This window comes from Bifidobacterium primatium (assembly GCF_002802875.1).
In the GTDB taxonomy this organism is placed as follows: Bacteria; Actinomycetota; Actinomycetes; order Actinomycetales; family Bifidobacteriaceae; genus Galliscardovia; species Galliscardovia primatium.
In genome coordinates this window covers 501,227-525,506 of the sequence record NZ_PEBI01000002.1, presented here as the reverse complement: position 1 = coordinate 525,506, position 24,280 = coordinate 501,227, and the positions used below count along the sequence as shown (strand labels likewise).

The window sequence follows — 24,280 nt, the reverse complement described above, 5'->3', positions numbered from 1 at the left end:
GCCTTCATCATGCCTTCTCCTCGTTCGACGGCTTGTCCTGCTGCGCCAGCTGTTCCACGTATTTGCTCGACAGCTTGGGGATGGCGTCGATCAGACGTTTCGTATACGCGTTGGACGGATGGCTGAACACCTGTTCGGTGGGCCCCTCCTCCACCAGATCGCCGTGGTAGATCACATACGTACGCTCGCAGATGGACCGCACGATGTTGAGGTCGTGGGAGATGAACAGAATCGACAGGTCGAGCCGCTTGTTCAGGTCCATCAGCAGGTTGATGATGCCGGCCTGCACGGAGACGTCGAGCGCGGCGGTCGGCTCGTCGGCGATGAGCAGCCACGGGCGGACGGCGAGCGCGCGGGCGATGGCCACGCGCTGACGCTGACCGCCGGACATCTCGCCAGGCAGGGCATCGAGCAGTTCGACCGGCAGTTCCACCAGGTTCATGAGGTATTCGCAGTAGTCGTCGGCTTCGGCGACCATGACCACCTTGTGGTAGAGGATGACCTCGCGCAGCATCTTGCGCACGGTGAGTCTGGGGTCAAGGGAGGCGTACGGATCCTGGAAGACCATCTGGATCTCGCGCCATTGTTCGCGGCTGTGCTTGTGGCCGAGCTCGCGGCCGTCGAACACGATCCTGCCGCTGTAGTTGTCGTTGAGTCCGACGACGGCGCGGGAGATGGTGGACTTGCCGGAGCCGGATTCGCCCACGAGACCGACGATCTCGCCGAGATCGACGTGCAGGTCGGCGTCCTTGACCGCCTTGAACCGGGTCTTTTTGCCATGGACCTTGGTGACGAACTCGATGTTGAGGTCCTGCACGTCGAGCAGCCTGGTGGCGTGGGCGTGCGGCCTCGAATCCTCGCCGAACGGGTTGACGATGCGTCCTTCGGTACCGTCCTTCTCGGCCTTGCTTTCGGCCGAGACGATCATGTCGCTCCATGCGGTGGTCATCGGTCAATCCCCCTTCTTGGCGTTGTCGACGTTCTTGGCACTGTCGGATGCGGCCGCCTTCATGCGGCCCTTGAGATACGGCGTCGAGCTGAGCAGCTGGCGAGTGTAGTCGTCCTCCGGGGTGTCGAACACCTTGCGCAGCGTTCCCTCCTCCACGATCTCGCCGTGGTAGATGACGCTGAGGGTCTCGCACAGCTGGGAGACGACGGCCAGGTCGTGCGTGACGTACAGCAGGGCGGTGCCGGAGTCGGCGATGGAGCGGAAGATCCTGAGAATCTGCTCCTGGATGGTCACGTCGAGGGCGGTGGTCGGCTCGTCGCACAGCAGCACCTTCGGCTTGCAGGCGATGGATGCGGCGATCATCACGCGCTGGCGCATGCCGCCGGACAGCTCGAACGGGTAGGCGTCGAACCGGTCCTCGGGATTGGTGATGCCGACGCTGTCCATGAGTTCGATGGCGCGTTTGCGGGCTTCGGCACGGCTCAGATGCTCCTGCTCACGCAGTGCGTCGACTATCTGCCAGCCGACCTTCATGATGGGATTCAACGCGACTGCCGGCTCCTGGAAGGCCATGGCCACGCCCCTGCCGCGCATGGAGGGGTCGTAGTGCGGTGCGTTGGGACCGAGCACCTCCCTGCCGCAGACCTTGATGTAGCCGGAACGGTAGTAGGCGCCCTTGGAGAACAGTCCCATCACGGCGCGCAGGGTGAGGCTCTTGCCGGAACCGGATTCGCCGACGAGGCCATGGGATTCGCCGGGACGCACGCGGATGGTGAGGTTCTTCACGGCGGGCACGCGCTCGCCGTGCTTGTCGACGTCGATGCACAGGTCGACGATCTCGAGCGCGTATTCGTAGCCGGGGTTGTCGACGGCGGCCGGCTTGGTCGCGGCGGTTGCGGTTGTTTCGGTGGCGGACATCTTAGCGCCTCACTTTCAGCACGTTGGCGAGGCCATCGCCGATGAACGACAACGCCAGGGAGATAAGGATGATGACGATGGTGGGGATGACGGTGAGGCTGTAGACGCCGGCGGCGAGGAACTGCTGGCCGTCGTTCATCATCTGCCCCCAGTCGGGGGTCGGCGGCACGATGCCAAGGCCGAAGTAGCTCAGCGTGACGATGATGCCGAGGTTCATGACGATGTCGCTCATGGCGTAGACGATGCCCTGCGAGGCGATGTTCGGGATGACGTGGCGGAACAGCACCCAGATGTCGGAGAATCCGGAGGCCTTGCAGCTGGCGATGAACTCGCGGTCACGCAGGATCAGCGTCTCGCCGCGGCTGATGCGCGTGTACGGCACCCAGGAGACCGCGGAGATGGCGATGAAGATGGAGGTGCCGCCGTTGCCGAGCACGAACACGAGCACGATGACGAGCACGTAGAACGGGAACGAGGAGACGAGGTCGGCGAGTCGCATGATGACGGTCGGCACGATGCCGTCGAAGTAGCCGGCCACGGCGCCCAGGATGGTGCCGATGACCAGCGGCGTGAGCACGGCCATGATGGCGACGAACAAATCGATGCGGCCGCCGTACAGGAGCCTGGCCCAGATGTCGCGGCCGTACTGGTCGGTGCCGAGCAGATGCTCCGGCGACGAGCCGAGCATGGCCTCGCGCAGGCTCTGATGCGTCGGGTCGTAGGAGGTGAGCAGCGGCGCGAAGATGACCATCAGGGCGATGATGCCAAGCAGCACGCAACCGATGACGATCTCGGCGTTGGCGTGACTGCGCTTGCGGGGTTTGGAGCCGGTGAGCCGGATCCTGGCGTAGTTCTTGTTGGCCTGCGCCACGGGGATTTTCTTGGTTTCGGGCATTTCTCTCTCCTCTTCTCAGCCGCGCTTGGCCGCACGCGGGTCGAGCGCGCCGTATACGAGGTCGGTGATCAGATACACGAGCACGACGATGATGCCGAACACCACGGTGAGGGTCTGCACCACGGGGAGGTCTCGCTTCATGACGGAATCCATGAGCAGCTGGCCGAGGCCGGGCACGGCGAACACGTTCTCGACGACGAGCGTGCCGCCGACGAGGAAGCCCACCTGGATGCCGAGCACGGAGACCGCGGAGATGGAGCCGTTGCGCAGCGCGTAGCCGAACAGCACCTTGCGGTAGCTCAGGCCCTTGGCCTTGCCGAAGTTCACGTATTCGCTGTTCACGGAATCCTGCAGCGACTGGGTGAGGCTGCGCACGATGATCGGCGCGATGGACACGGCCACGGCGAGCGACGGCAGCACGAGCGCCGCCACGTCCACGCCGCCGGAGACGGAGCCGATGGGGAACCAGCCAAGCTGGATGGCGAACACTTGCAGCAGGATGGCGCCGAGGAAGAACGTCGGCCAGCCCTGGGCCACGGCGTTGAGGATACGCACGAACTCGGTGACGACGCGGTTGCCGCTCGTGGCCACCCATACGCTCAGGGGCAGCGCGATGATCACGGCGAACGCGGCGGCCAGCACCATAATGATGAGCGTGACCGGCAGACGCGTCGCGATGAGCTCGGCGACCGGTGCCTTCGCGGAGTACGAGGTGCCGAGGTTGCCGGTGCACAGATCGCCGAGGAATCGCAGATACTGCTGCCACAGCGGATCGTTCAGTCCCCAGGAGTCGCGCAGGGCGGCGAGCGCCTGCTTGCTGGCCTTCGGGCCGAGCGCCTGCACGGCCGGGTCGCCGGGCGTGAGCTTCAGCAGGAAGAACGTCAGCGTGGCGCATCCCCACACCGTCGGGATAAGCAGCAGCAGCCGCTTGCCGATGTACAACCATTTCGAACCGCTCATATTGGGTACCCCTCTCCTGTAGGCGTCCGTTTCACGCGTCTATATAGGGAGTCTTCTCGATACGAGCACGCTCTACAATGGACAATCAATCCAATATCGATATAGATATGGTCATTTTGTCCATTTTGGGAAATCGGTAACGGAATCACGAAACAATCGATGTTGATTGTTCAAATTCGTTGGAATACCGGCGAAAACCACCTCACGGCGGCCGGTGCCACGCACCGTCGCCGTAACATTCGCCATACATGGGAGGTCGCATAACATAACGCGGAATTTACAAACGAAATTCCGCGTTTATGATTCACGAATCAAGAGATAGGTGCGATTTTCGCCCCGGAACGACGTGCATCTCGCAATTCGTGGATTATCGGTCGCTGCGGATGAAGGAGCAGGCGATCCATAGGCGCACCCTCGACGCCTCCTGAGACAGGTCGAGGCCGAGCAGGCGTTCGATCTTGTTCAGTCGGTTCTCGACGGTGTGGCGATGGACGTCGAGGCGTTTCGCCGTGGCGCCGACGTTGAACGACGTGGCGAGCAGTTCGCGGATGGTGGAGAGCAGCGCGTCGGACTCCTGACGGGGAAGATGACGCAGGGGCCTGAGCAGTTCCTGCGAATAGACGACGGCGAGGTCGGGACGGATGAGTTCATGGACCGACATGTCGGAGAAGGAGCGTCCGTCCTCTCCCAATCGGCGCAGATGCAGATTCTGCACGGCTTCGGGGATGCGCTCCTCCATGGCCTGCCATGACGAGCAGTCGCATAATCCGAAGTCGATGCCGTCGCGTGTCAGCAGCTCGCCTTCGACCTTCTGTGCCGCCGGGGCCGCCGTGATGATCCACAGCCGCCGGTCGTATTCCCCGAACATCACGACGCCGTCGTCGACCAGTGACGCGGCGTCGTCGGCGAGAGAACGATACAGATGCTCCGTCATGCGCGTCTCGCCGTCCACGCAGATGAGGCGCAGCGGCGGCTGGGGGATGCCCGACGGCCATAGTTCATCGGCCATCGACAGCATGGCGGTGCCGTGGCCCTGCGCGAACGCACCGATGCACGCGGAGCGCAGCCGGCGGATGCGGCGCTCCTCGCCGCGAAGTCTGGGTACGATGACGGACAGCACGTCGGCGGTGACCATGGTCACCGAACGCAGCAGCGTGTCGGTCCTCTCGCTTTGCGTGGCGGAGACGACGACGATGCCGACGAGACGGTCATGGGAGCCGGAGGCGTCGTGGACCACGCCGGCGCAGAAGTCACGGCCGGAGTCGGAGCCGAACACCGTGGTGAGGCTCGCGTTCGAGCGTGCCTCGGCGACGTTGGCGGCCAGTTTCATCGCCCAGTCCTGCGCCTGCTTGCCGAAGGTGCGGTTGGAGATGTCGAGCACGGTGCCGTCCGTGTCGACGTAGGCCGCCCAACCGGACGCCAATCGCGCGGCGGTCGTGATGGTCGCATGCACGGAGTCGCCGCCGGCCGCGGCCTTCAGCACCTGCCGCTGCAATAGCGACGACTGTCGCAGCGCATCGTCGTGACGATTGTTGAGCGCGCGGGAGACGGCCTTCGATATCGGCGAGAACGGAATCTCCAACGGCACTTCGAACAGCGGCAGGCCGACGTGGTTGGCTGCGTCGATGAGCGCCATGGGCGTGGTCGGATGCTTGACGGCCACGCCGAAGCCGATGGCAAGCACGCCCGCCTGACTCAGCTGCGTCACATAGGCGTCGCACCATTCCCGGTAGGCGGTCGACGCCGACGAGAATCGCGCCGGCAGCCCGACCGCCTTGCGGGCGTTGACGAGCAGCGCATGGTCGTCGTCGGCGTCCATCGACTCCGTCGGAAAGTTCGCGCCGGTGGTGAGCAGCACCTCACCGGGCTCGCTCCACATGGCGATGTCGAGGATCTCGGCGGGATGCACCCACGAGATGTGCCGTTTCAGCGAACCCTGGGCACCGGGGCATATCAGGCGGAGCTTCAGCGACGGGTCGGCGAGCAGCTGGTCGAGCGTGATGCCTTCGCCGGAGTCGTCACGCTGCGAGAACGAGGCACCACGCATGATATATGACCTTTCGGAATTGCCGCCGACTACAGCAGGGAGTCGTTGTACCGCTGGACGGCGAGGGTGCGTCGGGAGCCGGCGAGGTTCTCGACCACAAGCCGCTTCAGCGCGCGGTCGGCGTCGTCGTGGGCGGCGAGCCATGCGTCGCCGGCCTTGACGAGCGCAGCCGGATCGGCGTAGCCCGGGTACAGGCCGTTGAGCAGTGTTTCGGCCATGTGATAGGTCTTGTTCTTCCACACCCAGTCGATGGTGTCGAAGAAGCGGCCCACATACGGGTCGGCGAGTTCACGGCTGTCGGTGCCGGAGAACGCGTAGGCCACGGCCTCCAGCTGCGAGTTGGTCAGGTCGCCGTTGTTGAGGGCCTGGTCCCATGCCCACTGCTTGGCCTCCACGGTGTTGATGGCGGCCTTGGCGCCCACGGCGAACTCGCGGTTCTCGGTGGTGTCGCGGCGGGCGAGTTCGGCGTCGATGCCGTCGGCGTCGATAAGCCCCTGGTCGGCGAGCGCGTGGATGAGCGACCAGCGCAGGTTGTTGTCGATGTCGAGTCCCGGCAGGGTCAGGGTGCCGTCGAGCAGGCCGCGCACGTTGGATTCGAAGCCGGAGTCGTGGCCGTAGCCGAGGTATGCCTTGAGCAGCTGGAACTGGTTGTCGGAGCCGGCGGCCGCATCATTGGCGAGCTTCCACAACCGGTCGGAGACCTGTTCGAGCACGTCGTCGCGCCGGACGGCTGCCACGTAATGGTGGGCGGTGGTGCTCACCTGGGCGAGCGCGTAGCGGAACGTGGTGGATTCGGTTTCGGTGGCGAGGGCCCGCAGGCTCGTGTCGATGAACCGTTCGGCGGGCAGTTCGCCGTCGCGGGTCATGTCCCACAGGCTCAGCCAGACGGTGGCGCGGGTAAGCGCGTCGGCGAAGTCGGGCAGATGGTCGAGCGCAAAATCGAGGGAGGCGGCGTCGAGGCGCAGCTTGGTGTAGGTCAGGTCGTCGTCGTTCACCATGATGAACGCCGGGCGCTTGAGTCCCTTGGCTTCGGCGACCTCGGTGAGCTCGCCGTCCACGTCGAGCTCGATGCGCCTGGTGCGCACGACCTTGCCGGCGTCGTCGAGGTCGTAGAAGCCGACGGCGAGTCGGTGCACGCGCAGCACGGGGTATTCCTCCGGTGCGCTCTGGCGCAGTGCGAGACGTTCGATGGTGCCGTCGGCGGCGGTCTCCAGTTCGGTGGCGATGGTGTTGATGCCGGCGGATTCGAGCCACTGGCCGCTCCATGCCTTCAGGTCGCGGCCGCTGGTCTTCTCGAGTTCGCCGAGCAGGTCGGCGAGCGTGGCGTTGCCGTAGGAGTGGCCGGTCAGGTAGTTGTGGATGCCTTCGAAGAACCTCTCGCGACCCACGTAGAACACGAGCTGCTTGAGCACGGAGGCGCCCTTGGCATAGGTGATGCCATCGAAGTTCACGTAGGTGTCGTTGAGGTCGTTGATGGGCGCGACGATCGGATGCGTGGTGGGCAGCTGGTCCTGGCGCAGCGCCCAGCTCTTCTCGCCGGCGCAGAACGTGGCCCAGTCGTTGGACCAGTCGGTCGCCTCGGCGGTGGCGAGCGTGGACATGAATTCGGCGAACGACTCGTTGAGCCACAGGTCGTTCCACCACTTCATGGTCACGAGGTCGCCGAACCACATGTGGGCGAGCTCGTGCAGGATGGTCTCCACGCGGCGGTTGGCGAGCGCGTCGGTCACCTTGGATTCGAACACGTAGGAGTCGCGGATGGTGACGGTGCCGATGTTCTCCATGGCGCCTGCGTTGTATTCGGGCACGAACAGCTGGTCGTACTTGGCGTACGGGTAGGGCACCTTCCACTGATCGTTGTAGAAGGCGAAGCCCTTCTTGGTGATGTCGAACAGGTAGTCGACGTCCTTGGCCATGGCGTCCTTGAGGGCCTGGCGGCAGTAGATGCCCATGGGCACGGTGCGGCCGTCCTCGTTGGCGTATTCGGTGTGCCAGCTGGCGTAGGGGCCGGCGACGAGGGCGGTGAGGTAGGAGCTCATGACGGGCGTGGTGTCGAACGTCCAGCGGCGGGCGGTTTCGGCGGGCTTGTCGCCGAGCGTGCCCGGCTCGGTCGTCACGTCGACGTCCTCGACGTCCCCGACGGTGCCGATGGAGATGACGTCCCAGGACTTCGGTGCGGTGACGGCGAAGTCGAACGTGGCCTTGATGTCGGGCTGGTCGAAGACGGCGTAGACGCGGCGGGCGTCCGGCACCTCGAACTGCGTGTAGAGGTAGACGTTGCCGTCGGAGGGGTCGACGCTGCGGTGCAGGCCCTCGCCGGTGGTCGAATAGTCGCACAGGGCGGTCACGGAGACGGTGTTGTGCTCCTTGAGACCATCCAGCGCGATGCGCGAGTCGGCGTATGCGGCGGTGTCGACGGGTTCGCCGTTGACGACGATCGACGAGACGGAGTCGGCGATCAGGTCAAGGAACGTGGACGAACCGGCCTTGGCGTCGAATTCGACGGTCGTGACCGATCCGAAGGTCTTCGGCCCCTTCGTCAGATCGAGTTCGACGGTGTATTTCGCGTTCGAGACGACGCCGGCGCGTTCGGCGGCTTCGACCTTGGTGAGATTTGCTCCCGGCATGTGCTACCCCTTCCGTATTTGGCTATACACATAGGCTCCCCTCCGTGAGGGAGGGGAGCCTTCTTCAGACCTGTCGGCCTGTCGATTTCAGTTTTCGAGGTCCTGGGCGATGTCGGCCACGACGGGCACGATCATCGGACGACGATGCAGCTTGCGGGCGACCCAGCTGCCCAGCGTGCGGCGCATGATCTGCTGCAGCTGGTGCGTGTTCTTCGTGCCCTGCATCATGGCGTCCTCGAGGTTCTGCACGATCTGCGAGCGCACGTGCTCGAACTCGCTTTCGTCCTCGGCCACGGCGTTGAGATAGATCTTCGGGCCGCTGACGACCTCGCGGGCCTCGGTGTCGACCACCACGAAGCTGGAGACGAAGCCCTCGGTGCCGAGGATGCGACGCTTCTCGAGCTCCTCGTCGGTCAGCTCGCCGACGGAGTCGCCGTCCACGTACACGTAGTTACAGGGGACGGAGCCGACGATGGCGGCCTGACCGTGGTAGAGGTCGACCACGTCGCCGTCCTCGGCGAGGACCACGTTCTTCGGGTCGACGCCGGTCTTGACGGCCAGCAGGCCGTTGGCCACGAGATGGCGGTTCTCGCCGTGGATCGGCATGGCGCACTTGGGCTTGACGATGTTGTACATGTACAGCAGCTCGCCCTCGTTGCAGTGGCCGGAGACGTGCACGGCGGCGTTGTCGCGGTTGACGACGCGGGCGCCCATCTGCACGAGCTTGTTGATGACCTTGTACACGCCGTGCTCGTTGCCTGGAATCAGGGAGCTGGCGAGGATGACGGTGTCGAACTCGTTGACCTTGATGTACGGGTGGTTGCCGTCGGCGATGCGGCCGAGCGCGGCCATCGGCTCGCCCTGCGAACCGGTGCACATGAAGACGAGCTTGTCGTCCTGCACGTCGTTGGCCTGCTTGAGGTCGATGACGGTGTCCTCGGGGATGTGCAGGTAGCCGAGATCGGAGGCGATGCCCATGTTGCGCACCATCGAACGGCCGACGAACACGACCTTGCGGCCGTACTTGTGGGCGGCGTCGACGACCTGCTGCACGCGGTGCACGTGGCTGGAGAAGCTGGCGACGATGATCTTGCGGCTGGCTTCGGCGAACACGCGGTCGAGGGCCGGGCCGATGGACGTCTCCGGCTTGACGAAGCCGGGCACCTCGGCGTTGGTGGAGTCCATCATGAGCAGATCGATGCCCTGTTCGCCGAGCTTGCCGAATTCGACGAGGTCGGTGATGCGGTGGTCGAGCGGCAGCTGGTCGAGCTTGATGTCGCCCGTGTCGATGAGGCTGCCGGCCGGAGTCTTCACCATGACGGCGAGTGCGTCGGGGATGGAGTGGGTGACGGTCACGAACTCGAGGTTGAAGGGACCGACCTTGAGTCGGTCACGGCCTTCGACCTCCACCGTGGTGGGGTTCTGGTGATGCTCCTTGCACTTGGCTTCGACGAAGCCGAGCGTGAGCCTGGAGCCGATGAGCGGGATGTCGGGGCGCAGCTTGAGCAGGTAGGGCACGCCGCCGATGTGGTCCTCGTGGCCGTGGGTGAGTACCAGGGCCTCGACCTTGTCGAGACGGTCCTTGATGTAGCTGAAATCGGGGAGGATGAGGTCGACGCCCGGCTGCTCCTCCTCGGGGAAGAGCACGCCGCAGTCGATGAGCAGAAGGTGACCGTTGTATTCGATCACGTTCATGTTGCGTCCGATTTCACCGAGGCCGCCGAGCGGGGTGATGCGCATCGAGCCCTTGCGGTACTTCGGCGGGGCTACGAGCTTCTTCTCCTGCGGCTGGCTGTTCTGGGACGCGCCGCGGCGACCGCCGCGGCGGGAGCCTCCCCTGCGGGAGGAGCGAGAGCTGGAATTCTTTTTCTTGGTTTCGTTTGCCATTCTCTTTGTTTTCTTGTTTTCTTGCCTTCGCCTCTGCGAAGACGACGCTGATTGGGTCTAGAGCAGACCCGCGGCGCGAATGCCGGCCTCGGCCTTGGCCAGTTGGTCGGCGTTCGGCCCGATGTTGGGCAGGCGCATCGTGGTGTCGGGGATGTATCCCTTGATCTTGCATGCGGCCTTGGCCATGACGGCCTGGTAGCCGTCGCCGTTCAGGGAGTGCACGAGCGGTGCCAGCTGGTTGGCGAGACGACGCGCGGTGGCGATGTCGCCGGAGTCGAACGCTTCGACGAGCCGGCGCATCGGGTTGGCGGCGGCATGCGCGATGACGGAGATGATGCCGACGGCGCCGATGGACAGGAAGGGGAGGAACAGACCGTCGTCGCCGGAATACCAGGCGAGGCCGGTGCGCTGCTGCTTCTCCACGGCGGCGGCGAGGTCGCCGGTGGCGTCCTTGACGGCCTTGACGTGGTCGAGTTCGGCCAGACGGTCGTAGGTTTCGATGGAGACCTTGAGTCCGGTGCGGCCGGGCACGTCGTAGACGATGATCGGCTTCTCGGCCACCTCGTTCACGGCCTTGTAGTGGCCGACGATGCCTTCCTGGCTCGGACGCGAGTAGTACGGCATGACGACGAGCACCGCGTCGGCGCCCGCCTCCTGGGTCTGCTCCACCATGCGGACGGTGTGGGCGGTGTCGTTGGAGCCCGCGCCGGAGATCACCGGCACGTCCACGACCTCCTTGACGGCCTTGACCAGGGCGACCTTCTCGTCCATGTGGGTCACGGGGGATTCGCCCGTGGTGCCGTTGACCACAAGGCCATCGGCACCGTCGGCGACCAGATGCCTGGCCAGGGCCTGCGCGGCCTCGTAGTCCACGCTGCCATCGGCGGTCATCGGGGTGACCATTGCGGGAAGGATGCGCCCGAACGGGGCCGGATCAAGGAGATGCATAGTACCGTCACTCATACTGCTCAACTTAGCTACCGCCGAAGACGAGAGGAAGCCCTTCCGCCGATTCCTTCCGAATGGCGAACACGTGCGGACGACGCTCCCAAAGCTCCCAAAGCCCGGTCGGGGAATAACGCGTGCGACGTCAAGGCGCAGGAAACGAAGGCGCATGCAATACGTCGAGTTTCCTGCAACGCAGACAACGCTCCGTTATTCCCCGACTACAGGGAGAGGAAGTTGTCGAGTCCGATGGTCAGTCCCGGGTGGCTGCTCACGTTGCGGACGGCAAGCAGGACGCCGGGCATGAAGGAGCCGCGGTCGAAGCAGTCGGAGCGGATGACGAGCTGTTCGCCGGGGTTGCCGAGCAGCACCTCCTCGTGGGCGTTGAGGCCGCGCAGGCGCACGGCGTGCACGTGGATGCCGTCGACGACCTGGCCTCGGGAGCCGCCGTCGGTTTCGGTGGCGTCGGGCACGGGGGCGAGGCCGGCGGCCTTGCGTGCCTCGGCGATGGTGTGGGCGGTGTGGATGGCGGTGCCGCTGGGGGCGTCGACCTTGTTCGGATGGTGCATCTCGACGACTTCGGCGGATTCGAAGTACTTGGCGGCGATGCCGGCGAAGTAGTCGGTGAGCACGGCGGAGATGGCGAAGTTCGGGGCGATGAACACGGCCTGGTCTTCGCGCGGGGCTGAGGCGAGGGCGGTGCGCACCTGGTCGAGTTTCTCGTCGGTCCAGCCGGTGGTGCCGACGACCACGTCGACGCCCTGGCCGATCAGCGTGAGCACGTTGTCGAGCGAGACGGACGGGACGGTGAACTCGACGACGACGTCGGTGTTCTCCGGGGTGATGCGTGTCAGGTCGTCGCCGGCGTCGAGGGCGAGCGCGAGTTCGGTGTCTGCGGCGTCGTTGACGGCGCCCACGACGTTGCCTCCCATGCGGCCCTTCGCGCCGACCACGGAAACCTTGATCATGGTTGCTCCTTTATATAGGGTTCTGTTTTTCGTTCTGGATACAAGTATGGACGAAGACCGCGATCAACCACGATCAGTCGCGGTGGAAGCGTTGGCGTAGGACGCTCATGGTACGCGGCAGCATGATGCTGAAGGCGATGAGTCCCAGCGCCCACAGCGGGTATTGGATGAGCACGGCGATACGCATCACATGGTCGGTGTACAGGCTCGGGTCGGTGGCGCCCTGTGCGTCGAGCATGAGTCCGACGCCGAGGAACACGATGGCGGATGAGAGGAAGCCGCCGGTGTTGGCGAATCCGGTGGCGGCGCCGAGGTTCTCCGGCCGGTTGGTGTCGCGCGCGAAGTCGAAGGCGATGTTCGAGGCGGGGCCGCCGCTGGAGATGGCGAGCAGCAGCATCCACATGAACCATGCGGGATGCGGTCCGGGGGTGAGCAGCAGTATGGTCCAGCAGACGATCTGCGCGCCGACGGTGACGTAGACGATGGCGGCGCGGCCGTGGATGGGGTGGAGTCCGGCGACACGGCCCATGATGAGCGCCCATGCCACGTTGATGACCATGCCGATGGCGAGATAGGCGCTGGCCTGCGCCTTGGACCAGTGTTCCACGGCGAGGAGGAACGGGAATCCCCACAGCTGGTTCATCATGTTGATGGAGAACCATGTGGTGGCGTGCACCCAGAATCCGCAGAACGTGCCGGGGGTCTTCAGCGCGGCCTTCAGGCCGTCGAACGCCGCCTTCATGCCGCCTTCGGGACGTTCGTGCCGGTGACCGCGTTGCCGAGGGTCGTCGCGCACGCCGAGCAGGACGCATGAGGCGATGCAGACGCCCACGCCGGTCAGGGAGAGGAACGAGACCTGCCAGTCCGTCAGGTCCAGCAGCCAGACGAACGGGTAGATGGAGATGATCTGGCCGATGCCGCCGAGCATGGAGGTCAGCTGATTCATCAGCGGTATTCGCGAGAACGGGAACCATGCGGAGACGAGCCGTATGACGGAGATGAACGTCATGGCGTCACCCATGCCGACGATGCCGCGACCTACGATGGCCATCGAGGTGACGGGCGCGACGGCCATCAGCATCTGTCCGGCCGCCATGAGGAATCCTCCCGTGGCGATGAGCTTGCGCGCGCCGAACCGGTCGAGTAGCACGCCGGCCGGTATCTGCATGATCGCGTAGACGAACAGCTGCAGGTAGAGGAACATCGACAGCGCCGTGCTTGTGGTGTGGAAATGTTCGGCCGCGACGATGCCCGTCGCCGACATCGACGAGCGGCAGGTGACGGCGAACACATAGCCGGCCATGGCCACCGCCCACGTGGCGTACGCCTTCGCCCCTCCCCTGCGTTTCTCGGGCCGTTCCGAAATCCCGCGCGCAACGACGCGTTCCTCTCCCCTACGCTGATCCATACCGCCCATCGTACGCACGCCGGCATATCGACTCCCACGATTACTCACCGAATCCGACGCGAGCATGGTCGCTCACCGATTCCCGCCACGACACGCCGGCGAAACCGTCCGTTTGCGGCGGGAAACAGTGAGCGACCGGACAAACGGCGGAATCGGTGAGCAACGTGGCAGGAGGCTCCGCGTCACCGGCGGCGACGACGGGCGAGGAGCCAGGCGAGGGCGGCGAGGGGGACGGAGCAGGCGGTGGCGGCGAACGGAATCCACATGCCGGCGTGGGTTCCGTAGGCGTCGAGCACGATGCCGGCGACCGATGAGCCGAGCGAGACGCCGACCGAGTTGCCGGTGGCGAGCCAGGAGAGTCCCTCCGTGAGCGATTCGTCGGGCACGATGTCCTTGACGATGAGGTTGCCGGTGGCGAACGTGGGCGCCACGAACAGGCCGGCGAACACCTCGAGGATGCCGAGCACGACGAGGCTGTCGGCGCTCATGCGGAAGCCCACGTACCATACGGAGAGCGCGGCGAGCAACACGACCATGTGGCTCCAGTGGGAGCCTTTGAGCTTGAGCGAGCCGAACACGAGTGCGCCGACGAGCGATCCGACGGCGAACAGGGCGAGCTGCAGGCCGACGATCTTCTCGATTCCCATGGATTTGGTGATGGCCGTTACCGACACGTCGAATGCGGAGAAGCTCATGTTGAACGCCACGAACACGACGACCAGCAGGGCGATGCCCGGATAGACCAGCGCACTGCGTACATGGCCGCGTGCACGTATCCTACGGGTGCCGGCGCCTTCACGCACGTTGCCGTCTCCGCCGACCACGCTGCCGGATCCGTCGGATGCGACGTCTGCGACGGTGGCGATCACCGGCGGCTGCGTGGATTTCAGCGAGAAGAACACCATGCCGCCTCCGAGCGCGCACAGCGCCGGCATGACCAGCTGAGAGACGGGATGCACGGAGGTGGCGAGGAACGCGGCGAGGATCGGTCCAAGCACGAAGACCGTCTCGTCGACGGCGGATTCGAACGCGTAGGCGGCGTTGAGCAGCGTATCGTCCCTTTCCCCGCGCAGCGCCCATGCCCAGCGGGTTCGTACGAGCGCACCGAATGCGAACTGGGTGATGCCCATGAGCACCGCCAGCACGAACAACGCGGGGATGGGTATGCGAAGCAGGGCGCCGAGCGCGAACGACAGCATGGCGACGACCTGCAGCACCAGTGCCACGCGACCGACCCTGCGCTGGCCGAACCGGTCGAACAGACGCGCGTAGAACGGCGTGACCACGGCGGCGGACAGCACGTAGACGGCGCTCATCACGCCCGCCGTGGTCCAGTTGTCGTAGATGTGGTTGAGGGCCAGCACGATGCCCAGGCCCATCATCGAGATGGGCAGTCGCGCCACGGCGGCCGCAGCGGAGAAGGCCTTGGCTCCGGGTGTTCGGAAGATGGTCCTGTATGGGGATTCGCGACGTCTGCCCGGTGTTCGGCGGATGGTCTGGCGCGATGCGTTCGGATGCGAATTCGACATTCGGTATCGTTTCCTCGGACTCGATAATACGGGTGGGGCGCCATCGAACCAGCCGCCCCGCGTCCAATCCGATGGGCAGGGATTCCGCCACGCCCACGTCGTTCCGTGGCCGCGGCGGGCGGCCTGGCTTCCGCTCGCGTTAATCGTTATCCGACTGCGGGGGCAAACCGCCGTCAAGCTCACTGATGATCTCGGCCTCGCTTCTGGGCAGGGCATGCAGTTCGCGTTCCGCTTCGTCGTCAACGCTCAGGTAGTACAGCGTGGCGTCGATGCTTGCCAACGGTACCCCTTCGATTCGCGACAACAGTAGCCGATACAGGTCGAGCTGGGCAAGTTTGCCGTTGATGTCCTGCGTGTCGTGCGGCTTGCGTCCGGTCTTCCAGTCGACGACCGTGAAACGCTTGCCCGGATCGTCGGGGTCGAGGCCTCCGCGGAACACGGCGTCGAGCTTGCCGTCGACGATCCGCGTCGTGCCTGAGCCGTCCTTCACGGCGACGACGATGGAGCGTTCCGCCCAGACCGCACGGCGGGCGGCCCATCGCGAATCGGCGAGGCGGCGCTGCCATGTCAGCAGCCGCTTGTCGACGGACGGGGCCGTAACGCCGCCGTCAGGCCCGGCGGGCGTCCCGTCGTCGGATGCCGCATCTTGCACAAGCCCGCGTTCCCGGCGTCGAAGATCGTCCACCATGGCCGCGCGCGATCCGACGGCCATGTCGCCGGATGCCGTCATGGCGTCGCCGCCGTTCGGGCAGATGAAGCGCGCCGCCCAGTCATGGAATACCGTGCCGGCCTGCGCACTCGGCGAGGCGACGCGCGGAATCGGCCGGACGATGCCGGCCCACAGCCGGCGCTCGGTCTCCGAACCGCCGTCGTCCAGCGCGGAGGCACGCGTCTGGATGGCCGTGACGTTCTGACGTCCGGCCATCAGGATGCGCTCGCCTTTGGCGCGCAGCGCGGCGACGTCGTCCGGACGGGCCGACGCATCGTCTTCGCCGGCGCCTGCGGACGACGACAGCAGTCCGGCCTCCGCCAGTCTTCTGGCGTAATCGAACAGCGTCGGACCATCCGTGGAGCCGGACACGACGCCGTCAGGCCCCTCGGCCGCGGACCGGCCGCCGTGGCCATCGTCGGCCATACGCCGCCGGACGGCCTGCGCGCTGCGGCGCATCGCATCGGCCACCGTGGATTCCAGCGGACGAGGCCAGGGATGCTCCGGCTCGCCGTCGATGCCGTCGCGGGGGTCGAGCCATGCACCGCCGACGACGACGTTCTCATACTCCTGTGCGCGCTCGCCGACGAACAGTCCGGCGACGGACTGCGTCAGCGCCGACGGAACCGACGTCCCGCCCTCGGCCGCGGAACCGACGTTCATGGGCTTGTGGACGGCCTGACCGTGTGCGGCGAACGCCTCGTGCACCTCCATCCAGAAGTTCGATGCGGCACGTTCGACGTCCAGCGGCTTGGCGTCGTCGGCCGGCAGCGGCGACGTGTCGCCGTCGGCACTGAACGTGAGCATGGCATCGTACCGGGCGCGGGTCAATGCCACATACATCAGACGACGTTCATCGGCATGGAGACGCCGGCCGTACTCCTCCTCCTGGCTGAGGAAGCGTCCTTCGGCATCGGACGGCGCGGCATCCGCCGATCCGGCTGCCGCCGCCGAAGCGATCGCCTCGCCATCGGCGACGAACGCCTCGGCGGCGATGGCCTCCGCCGTGGCCAGACCGTCAAGCCCCGCGACCGGATCGGATTCCACGTCGGCGTCGTGGGGGAAGCGCGGCAGGATGCCGGAATCCACACGGATCGGCACCGGGACGGCGGTCGGGTTCACCAGCCATGTGCGTGCGGTCTCGCGGTATTCCGGCGGCTCCCAGACACCGTCCCTCACTCCCCCGATATGCTCGTCGTCGGGTTTGACGCTCAGGTGATCGCCCTGCGAGCTGGGGAATCCGCGCTTCTTCAGCCCGACCACGGCGACGGCGTCCCATTCGAGACCCTTCGACTGGTGGATGGTCATCAGCGTGACGTCGGCCTTGCCCGAGCTGACGCCCTGCGAGGCCTCGGGCACCGAGCCCAGCGCGTCGACCCAGGAGACGAAGCCTCGCAGCGACGGCGACGTGCCGTCGGGCAGCTCCTGCAGATACGTGTTGGCCAGGTCGATGACGGCGTCGATGGAGACACGCGCATCGGTGGGCGTTCGCCGGTCGGACGCGTCGGCCATGGATTGCGCGACCACGCAGTCGATGTCGAGCCCCAACGCCTCGACGGCCACGCGGATGACGTCGACGAGAGGGCGATGCGCCGCCGCCTCCACGGCCCGCAGCATATGGGAGACCCCGGCCAGCAGCCGCACTCCCCCATCGGATATCGACCGTCCGGGCTGCGCCCCCGATACCGCGGAATCCACAGCAGACCGCAGCATGCGCTCCACATGCTCGCCCATCAGCACGTCGGCCAGGAATACGCCGTTGGGCACGACGTCACGGTGGGCGGCGACGATGCCGCCCCACTCGCGGCGAGGCTCATCGCCCGACGCCAGACCGGCCTCGACGAGCGCACGATACCGGTACTCCAGATTCCGCTGGTCGGCCATGGCCGCGACGGCCTTCAGATCGTCGGCGCTGAGGCCGAAACGCGGCGTGGCCATGAGCCGCATGAGCGCACCGGTGTCGGTGTGATCGGCGACCGCATGCAGCAACGCCAGCAGATCGCGCACCTCCGGACGCTCCAGCAACGCCGAATATCCCACGACCTCGCAGGTGAGGCCGGCGTCCTCCAAGGCGTCGCGATATGCGGGCAGCGCGGTCTTGGACCGGAACAGCACCGCCACATGCGTGCCGCCACGGCGCTCGCCGGTTTCGGCGTCGACGCCGTACAACGCGATGGCCTTCCTGGCGAACCGCACCACGGCGTCGATCTCCTGACCGAGGTTCGTGTACCCCTGCACACCGAGCGTACCCTGTGGCGCCTGCTCCATGGGATTCAGCGCGGCGACGTCCACCTCGCGCATCAGCGAGCTGCCGGGACGTCGTGGAATCCGGCGCAGCGGTATGGTCAGGTCGTTGGCGGCCTCGAGCACGATGCGCGAATTGCGTCGGGTCTGCGACAACGCATACGGACGATCATGCGCGTCCATGCCGAAATCATGCTGGAACATGCGGAAGGCGCCGGGACTGGCTCCTCGCCACGCATAGATGGACTGGAACGGATCGCCCACGGCGTTGACCGCGGTATGCGCCGAAGCCCCACGATTCCGGGCCTCGCCAGGTTCCACGTGGAACAACGCGGCCAGCAGCGTGGCCTGCGTGGTGGAGGTGTCCTGGTACTCGTCCAGGAACACATGCGAGTATCGACGACGGTATTCCTCGCCGATCGACGGGAACCGTCGCACCAGCTGGAACGCGGCGATGGTGAAGTCGCTGAACTCGGCCATGTTGGCGCGACGCTTCGCCTCGTGGAACTCCTCGGCGAGCGTGAGCAGCAGTTCACGACGCCGCGTCGACGACAGCAGCCTGCCGCAGGAGAAGACCGCATGACGATGAATCTCCTCGCGCCGCTTCGCCTCGAACGCCGCAAGTTTCTCCGCATAAGAGTCGTCCGTGTCCTTCTTCAGGCGTTTCGGCGGCTTGCTGAACTTCGGCTCCGTCGTCGCGACGGTCTCGTCGCCCATGGCCGCCGTCAGCCGTTCGATGAACGCGGCATCCCATCGGCGTACACGTTCCACGGCGTCGTGGAACGTCATGACGTCGCCGCCGATCATCGCATCGGATATCGCGTGGGACAACGCCATCAGCTGGCCGGTCAGCGTGGAGAAGGCGCCGAGGTCGGACTCGCCGTCGTCCGGCGTCGGCGCGGAATCCCCGTCGGCACCGGCATCATCGTCGTTGCCGTCAGCGAACAGCAGCGTCATGTGCCGGCCGACCACGTCGCCGGCCAGCTGGAACGCGCCGGCGTCGCTCAACGGCTGCGTGTTCTGGTCCATGCCGACAAGCAGGCCGTATTGACGCACGATGGATTGGAAGAACGCGTCGTAGGTGAAGATGTCGGGCTTCAGGAACGCACGGTCGGGATCGACGGCGGCCGCAGCATCGACGTTCCCGTCGGCGTCTCCGTCGGACGACGCCGACAATACGGCGGCCGACACTCGCGACAGCAGTTCGGACGCCGCCTTGCGGGTGAACGTCAGACCGAGTATGCGTTCGGCCGGCACACCCCGTTCGATCAATGAAATGATGCGCCGGGTCATGGTATAGGTCTTGCCGGAGCCGGCGCCGGCCACCACCAGCACATTGTCGCGCGCGGGCGCGTTGATGACCGCGGCCTGTTCCGCGGTGTCGGTGAACGTCGTCATGAGCGGACCTCCAGTACGGATGTGATGTCGTCGGCGCAGGCCGGGCAGCTGTCCTTATGCCAGCAGCCGTCGACGTGCGCGGGATCGGGATGCGCCACCAGCCGCTGCGATTCGACGGCTCCGGCGGCATAGAACACGCGGGCAATCATGGTCAGCGCCCACAGCGTCTGCGTGCCGCGCTCGCCGAGCAGACGCCTCCATGCGGCCTCGCCGACGTCGTCGGGCCGCATGGCCGGCAGTTCGGGGTCGTCGAACAATCGGGACAGCATGCCGACGCGATTGCGCGGCAGGAATCCGTCGGCATTGAGATGGCCGTCGCGGAACAGCGCGGGCTGATGGCAGCCCTCCGGACCGTAGAAATTCGACGGCGAGGCATTGTCCGCCACAAAGAACAGCCCGGATTGGGCGATGTCCACGTCCGCGACGCCGGATCCCGTGCCGCCGCCCCGTCGCGCCTGTTCGTCGAACAGCAGGCCGAGCTGATAGCACACGAGCTGCAGGTCGCTGAACCCCTGCTTGGCGGTTCGGGTGCGGCCGGTCTTGTAGTCGATGAGGCGAATCTGCCTGTGGCCATCCTCGGTCCGACGTACTTCCATACGGTCCATGCGGCCGGAGATGCGGATGCCGATGTCCGGCCGCATGCCCTGCGGCCATTCGCCGACGAGTGCGCCCATGATGGCGTAGAGTTCGTCGGCATCGACCGGCTCGCGGTCGGGGACGGCGTTGTATGCGCGGACGATGTCGTCGAGTCCGAACCGGGCGACGAACGGTTTCTCGCATTCGGCGGCCACAAGCGTGCCGACCGGTATGGCGGTCTTCTTCGTCGCCGCATAGACGGAGTCGTTGCTGTCGACGAAGTATTCGGCGATATGACGCAGCAGTCCGGTGGCGGAACGGTCCTTGCGCAGGGCGGCGTAGCGTTCGGCCACGCTTGCGGCGTCGTCGGGGTCGACGCGCAGCTCCTGGTAGATCTCGACCATGCGGTCGGTTATGCGTTGCACCGCGTCGTCGCGCATCATGCCGTCCCATTGTTCGGGCAGGTCGAGATGTTCGGCGCTGGCCCGTTCGGCGACCGCGTGGATGATGGTGCCGAATCCGGAGGCCACGCCGGAGGGGCGGGGGCCGGCGAACCGGTTGTCCATAAGCCAGCAGACGGGGCAGTTCCAGATGCCGTCCACGGCGGACGGCGACAGCGTGACCACGGTGGTCTTCCCGTCGTCGTCGGAGAACCGTTCCCGCTCCTTCGCCGGCACGCCGGTCGGCAGGGACTCCATGGCGAATACGGCGGCGTTCGGGGAGCCGACGGACGCGGCGTCCGCATCGTTCGTCGCGGCATCATCCGATATGTAATCGTTCTCGGACGGAACGCCCTGCGACGCCGTGTGCAGGAACGGCCAGTGCGCGGGATCGGCCTCGCTCTCGCCGTGTTCGGCGAGATAGGCCAGCGTGCGTGCGGCATCTGCGGCATCGGTACTGTCGGCGGCATCAAAACCGTCGGCTTCGGCGTTCCGATAGTATCGGGCCAGCGTCGCGCGCGCCGCGGCGACGATGCCGCGCGCACTGAATTCAAGCCCGGAGAACGCGCCCTCTTGGCCGACCTCGACGTATTCGGGCTCTTCGGTGCGGCGGAACCGTTCCGGCATGAATCCGTAGAGGAAATCCGACGGCGTATGGTCATCGTCCGCGACCGCGCTGACGTATGCTCGCCCGTCCGCGCGGGTCAGCGCGACGAGCAGGCTCTTCTTCTCCGTATACAGCACGGAGGCCAGACGCTCCGAACGGCCGGAGGCGATGTCGCCTCCGCCGATGGTGCCGATGCGTCCGTGCAGCATGACGTCGGCGAGGTCCTCGGTGCCGAACATGGTGTTTCGCGCGGCGAGATTCGGCCAGACGCCCTGTTGGATGGCCGGCAGCCAGACCAGCCTCCAATGCCGGCCGATGGCTCCGGCCGGCGTGGTCAGGGTCACCGCCTGCTCGACCGGTCCGACATGCGCCAGGGAGTCGGCCTCGATCTCCAGATTGCGCACCTGGTCGATGAACGCCATGATGTCCCGCTTGGCGCCGGACGATTCGCTGAATTGGAAGAGCCTCATGGCTGCGTCGAGCCTGTCGTTGGCGGCACGGCCGTTTTCGGTGTTCTCCAATGCCTCGCGCTGCCAGCGTTCGGCCACTGCGCTGGTCTGCCACGCCTGCCACAGCACGTATTGCGACTCTCTCACCGGCATCGTGCGCATGGATTCGGCCAGTTCGCCTATCATCCCCCATGCGCGGGCGAATGCCGCGGCCTCCGGATCGGTGTGGCCGCCGCGGCCGCCGAGCACGGCATGCACCGACCGCAGTACCTGGTCCGCGCCGACGCCACCCTGCGCAAGCAGCAACAGCATGGCGTCGGCGTTGAACTGCATGGCGTCGGTTGGAGTGTCGTCGTTGAACACGGAGTCATCGACCACGATGCCGGTGTCGTTCCGCTCATCGGAACGCGCCGACGATAATGCGTCGGACAGCGCACGCCACTGCGTCATCATGGAAAGCAGCGCAGCGTTCCCGTCGGATGCCATATCGTCGGATGCCTTATCGTCGGCCGCAGAAGTGGCGGCAGCGGATGCGGGAGCGTCGGTCGCAGGGCCGACAACGCGCGACAGCGATTCCAGCGAGCGCAGGGCCGAGGCTATGGCGTCCACGCGCATCGGCCGGCTGCCGTTCCCCCGCTGCACGGCGATCAATGGACTGGTGAGCAGCGTGCGCATGCGGGAGCGTACCAGCGCCGCCAGCACGCGCGGACCGGACATCCCGCCGGCGACCATCCGGCCGGCGAGACCTTCGTTGCGCAGTCGCGCCAGTTCGATCATGGAGAACAGGCCCTGCACGAACGGCTCCTCCTTGAGGGGACGCGTGACCGTGGAGTATCGCACGGGCACGCCTTCGCGCCGCAGCCGTTCGCCGAACACACGTACGGTGGCGTTGTCGTGGGCGATGACCGCCATGTCGTTCCACGAACGGCCTTCGACCATGTGGGCGCGTTTCACATGCCATACGACGTCGTCGAGTTCCTCGCCGGCGCTGCGGTACAACGAGCCATGGATGGTGCCGTCTTTCGAAAGCTCCCGGGTCTCGTCGCTTGCGACGACCGGCATCGCGCCGCGATACTGCGGCGTCTTGCCGAGTCGGCGTGCGACGGGCCGCGGATTCGCCTCCACGGAGAGAATGCCCAATGATATGCGCGAGGCCACCAGGTCGAGATACGAGGGTGCGGCGGGGATGGTCGTTGCGTCGGTTTGACGCACGGCATCGTCATGCCCGTTGACTGCGATGTTTCCCCGCATATGCGGGGATTCGCCGACATCATAGACTTGCCTGTCTTCGGCTTGGTTCCGCAGTGTGACGGCGAGCGCGCCGAGTCGGCCGAGATTACGGTCGTCGATGGTGCCGGCGGCATCGTCATCGCCGGCAGCCATGGCGTGCGGGGCCGGTTGTACCGCGCGGAGGAACAGGAATTCCGGATACGAGCCGCGGAATCCCTGCACGGCTTCGTCGGGGTTGCCGACGAGCACGAGCTTGCAGCCGCGTCGTTCCAGCGTTTGCAGGAACGCCATGGCGGCGAGGGTCATGTCCTGTGCGTCGTCGACGATGACGGCACGCGGCAGGTCCGCAGCATCGGTGTCGGCAGCCGCCCTTGCTCCGGCGGCGAGCAGTTGCGAGGCGTCGAGACGGTATTCGTCAGGGTAGGCGTCCAGAACAGCGGCCTGGTATTCGCGACGCAGCGCGAAGGCGAGACGCCATTGCGCGGCGAGGCGTTCGCCGGCCACGCCGGCCTCGCCCTGTTCGTCGGCGAGGGTCTCGATGATGGCGTCCTCCCTGTCGGGGGTCACGCCGAGTTCGTTCATGCGGGCCAGCATGTCGCGCAGCTGATTGACGAACGCATCGCTGATGCCGCGAATCAGCAGGGCGTCGGTCGTGTCGGTGCGCTGCGGGCCGTCAGTCTGTCCGTCCGCCAGTGCTCGTCCGTTCGGCGTCGTCTTCCCGTTCATCGACGATTGTCCGCTCGATATTGACCTCGATATTGACGGCATTGACTGCCTGTCCGATGCCGGCCTTGTATCGGCGTCCGCGGCGACGAGGCCGGCCCAGTGCGATTCGGCGAAGTATGCGCCGAGCAGCCGGCATGTGGCGCATTGGTCGCCGGCCTGCACATGCGCCACATGCACGGCGAGCACGGAACGCAGCAGCGAATCCTGTTCGGCGCCGTTGAGCAGTCGCGGCGCGGATTCGTCGGCATGCGAACGGGCCGCCGAAATCATGCGGAACGCGAGCGCGGACAGGGTGGTGACGGGTCGTGCCTGCGAGGTCGCGCCGATGTGCTCGATCACCTTGTTGCCCAGATCGTCGGCGGCGACTCGTCCCGAAACGGTCATCACCGCGGCATCATCGCCGTATTCGTCCAGCGCGGCCAGCAATGCGACGAATGCGAAATCGGTCTTGCCGCTGCGCGGTGCGCCGGCGACCAGCAGCGTATTGGTGATCTGTGCGGCGTCGTCATCGCGGAACGTTCGCTGTCCATCGTCGGAGGGCGTCCCGCCTCCATCGGCCCCGATGCCGTCGGCCGGACGCCCGAGCATGCCGATATACAGGCGCTTCGCCAGTTGCAGCGCCTCATCCCTGGTGCATTCCATCGTCATACCCACCACGATACCGTTCGTATGACAATAACCGTCGAAGAGCTTAAACAAGAACCATGCATTTCGATATCATTGAGGCCAGGTGCATCGTGTCGCCTCATAGTTGAGTCGACAGTAGGC

The 24,280-nt window shown here is 65.9% G+C and carries 13 protein-coding genes; all 13 read right to left on the bottom strand.

Annotated features, from left to right (window positions below; all coding sequences use genetic code 11):
- Window positions 1-7 precede the first annotated feature (7 nt).
- The 13 genes from CS006_RS05915 to CS006_RS05855 all read right to left on the bottom strand — a co-directional run bounded on the left by CS006_RS05915 (window position 8) and on the right by CS006_RS05855 (window position 24,160).
- A complete protein-coding gene (locus CS006_RS05915; protein ID WP_117434901.1) occupies window positions 8-949 on the bottom strand; it encodes an ABC transporter ATP-binding protein in 942 nt (313 codons plus the stop codon).
- Window positions 950-952: 3 nt separating this feature from the next.
- A complete protein-coding gene (locus tag CS006_RS05910; protein WP_100510859.1) occupies window positions 953-1,867 on the bottom strand; it encodes an ABC transporter ATP-binding protein in 915 nt (304 codons plus the stop codon).
- Between the two features lies 1 nt (window position 1,868).
- Window positions 1,869-2,762: an ABC transporter permease gene (locus tag CS006_RS05905; protein WP_100510857.1), complete on the bottom strand. Its 894-nt coding sequence runs from the start codon at window positions 2,760-2,762 to the stop codon at window positions 1,869-1,871.
- 15 nt (window positions 2,763-2,777) lie between these two features.
- Complete coding sequence (locus tag CS006_RS05900) at window positions 2,778-3,722, bottom strand: ABC transporter permease (protein WP_100510855.1); 945 nt, start codon at window positions 3,720-3,722, stop codon at window positions 2,778-2,780.
- Window positions 3,723-4,089: 367 nt separating this feature from the next.
- Window positions 4,090-5,769: a PucR family transcriptional regulator gene (locus tag CS006_RS05895; RefSeq protein WP_100510853.1), complete on the bottom strand. Its 1,680-nt coding sequence runs from the start codon at window positions 5,767-5,769 to the stop codon at window positions 4,090-4,092.
- Window positions 5,770-5,798: 29 nt separating this feature from the next.
- The gene (gene pepN / locus CS006_RS05890) at window positions 5,799-8,396 is read right to left on the bottom strand and encodes an aminopeptidase N (RefSeq protein ID WP_100510851.1); all 2,598 of its coding nucleotides are present in this window, start codon (window positions 8,394-8,396) and stop codon (window positions 5,799-5,801) included.
- 87 nt (window positions 8,397-8,483) lie between these two features.
- Window positions 8,484-10,283, bottom strand: coding sequence for a ribonuclease J (locus tag CS006_RS05885; RefSeq protein WP_100510849.1), 1,800 nt, complete (start codon window positions 10,281-10,283; stop codon window positions 8,484-8,486).
- 57 nt (window positions 10,284-10,340) lie between these two features.
- Window positions 10,341-11,246, bottom strand: coding sequence for a 4-hydroxy-tetrahydrodipicolinate synthase (gene dapA / locus CS006_RS05880; protein WP_100510847.1), 906 nt, complete (start codon window positions 11,244-11,246; stop codon window positions 10,341-10,343).
- A gap of 203 nt (window positions 11,247-11,449) precedes the next feature.
- On the bottom strand, window positions 11,450-12,196 hold the full coding sequence (dapB, locus tag CS006_RS05875; RefSeq protein ID WP_100510845.1) for a 4-hydroxy-tetrahydrodipicolinate reductase: 747 nt from the start codon (window positions 12,194-12,196) through the stop codon (window positions 11,450-11,452).
- A 73-nt stretch (window positions 12,197-12,269) separates the two neighbouring features.
- Window positions 12,270-13,604: an MFS transporter gene (locus tag CS006_RS05870; protein ID WP_165777269.1), complete on the bottom strand. Its 1,335-nt coding sequence runs from the start codon at window positions 13,602-13,604 to the stop codon at window positions 12,270-12,272.
- Between the two features lie 182 nt (window positions 13,605-13,786).
- Window positions 13,787-15,133 carry an MFS transporter gene (locus CS006_RS05865; protein ID WP_100510841.1) on the bottom strand — a complete coding sequence of 449 codons (1,347 nt, stop codon included), beginning with the start codon at window positions 15,131-15,133 and terminating at the stop codon, window positions 13,787-13,789.
- Window positions 15,134-15,272: 139 nt separating this feature from the next.
- The gene (locus CS006_RS05860; protein WP_100510840.1) at window positions 15,273-19,484 is read right to left on the bottom strand and encodes a UvrD-helicase domain-containing protein; all 4,212 of its coding nucleotides are present in this window, start codon (window positions 19,482-19,484) and stop codon (window positions 15,273-15,275) included.
- Window positions 19,481-24,160, bottom strand: coding sequence for a PD-(D/E)XK nuclease family protein (locus tag CS006_RS05855; RefSeq protein ID WP_100510839.1), 4,680 nt, complete (start codon window positions 24,158-24,160; stop codon window positions 19,481-19,483). The genes CS006_RS05860 and CS006_RS05855 overlap by 4 nt, the downstream gene beginning before the upstream one ends.
- Window positions 24,161-24,280: the final 120 nt, after the last annotated feature.

Coding starts and splice junctions, on each gene's coding strand:
- CS006_RS05915 (WP_117434901.1), bottom strand. CDS start 949: ATGACCACCGCATGGAGCGACATGATCGTCTCGGCCGAAAGCAAGGCC.
- CS006_RS05910 (WP_100510859.1), bottom strand. CDS start 1,867: ATGTCCGCCACCGAAACAACCGCAACCGCCGCGACCAAGCCGGCCGCC.
- CS006_RS05905 (WP_100510857.1), bottom strand. CDS start 2,762: ATGCCCGAAACCAAGAAAATCCCCGTGGCGCAGGCCAACAAGAACTAC.
- CS006_RS05900 (WP_100510855.1), bottom strand. CDS start 3,722: ATGAGCGGTTCGAAATGGTTGTACATCGGCAAGCGGCTGCTGCTGCTT.
- CS006_RS05895 (WP_100510853.1), bottom strand. CDS start 5,769: ATGCGTGGTGCCTCGTTCTCGCAGCGTGACGACTCCGGCGAAGGCATC.
- pepN (WP_100510851.1), bottom strand. CDS start 8,396: ATGCCGGGAGCAAATCTCACCAAGGTCGAAGCCGCCGAACGCGCCGGC.
- CS006_RS05885 (WP_100510849.1), bottom strand. CDS start 10,283: ATGGCAAACGAAACCAAGAAAAAGAATTCCAGCTCTCGCTCCTCCCGC.
- dapA (WP_100510847.1), bottom strand. CDS start 11,246: ATGAGTGACGGTACTATGCATCTCCTTGATCCGGCCCCGTTCGGGCGC.
- dapB (WP_100510845.1), bottom strand. CDS start 12,196: ATGATCAAGGTTTCCGTGGTCGGCGCGAAGGGCCGCATGGGAGGCAAC.
- CS006_RS05870 (WP_165777269.1), bottom strand. CDS start 13,604: ATGGATCAGCGTAGGGGAGAGGAACGCGTCGTTGCGCGCGGGATTTCG.
- CS006_RS05865 (WP_100510841.1), bottom strand. CDS start 15,133: ATGTCGAATTCGCATCCGAACGCATCGCGCCAGACCATCCGCCGAACA.
- CS006_RS05860 (WP_100510840.1), bottom strand. CDS start 19,484: ATGACGACGTTCACCGACACCGCGGAACAGGCCGCGGTCATCAACGCG.
- CS006_RS05855 (WP_100510839.1), bottom strand. CDS start 24,160: ATGACGATGGAATGCACCAGGGATGAGGCGCTGCAACTGGCGAAGCGC.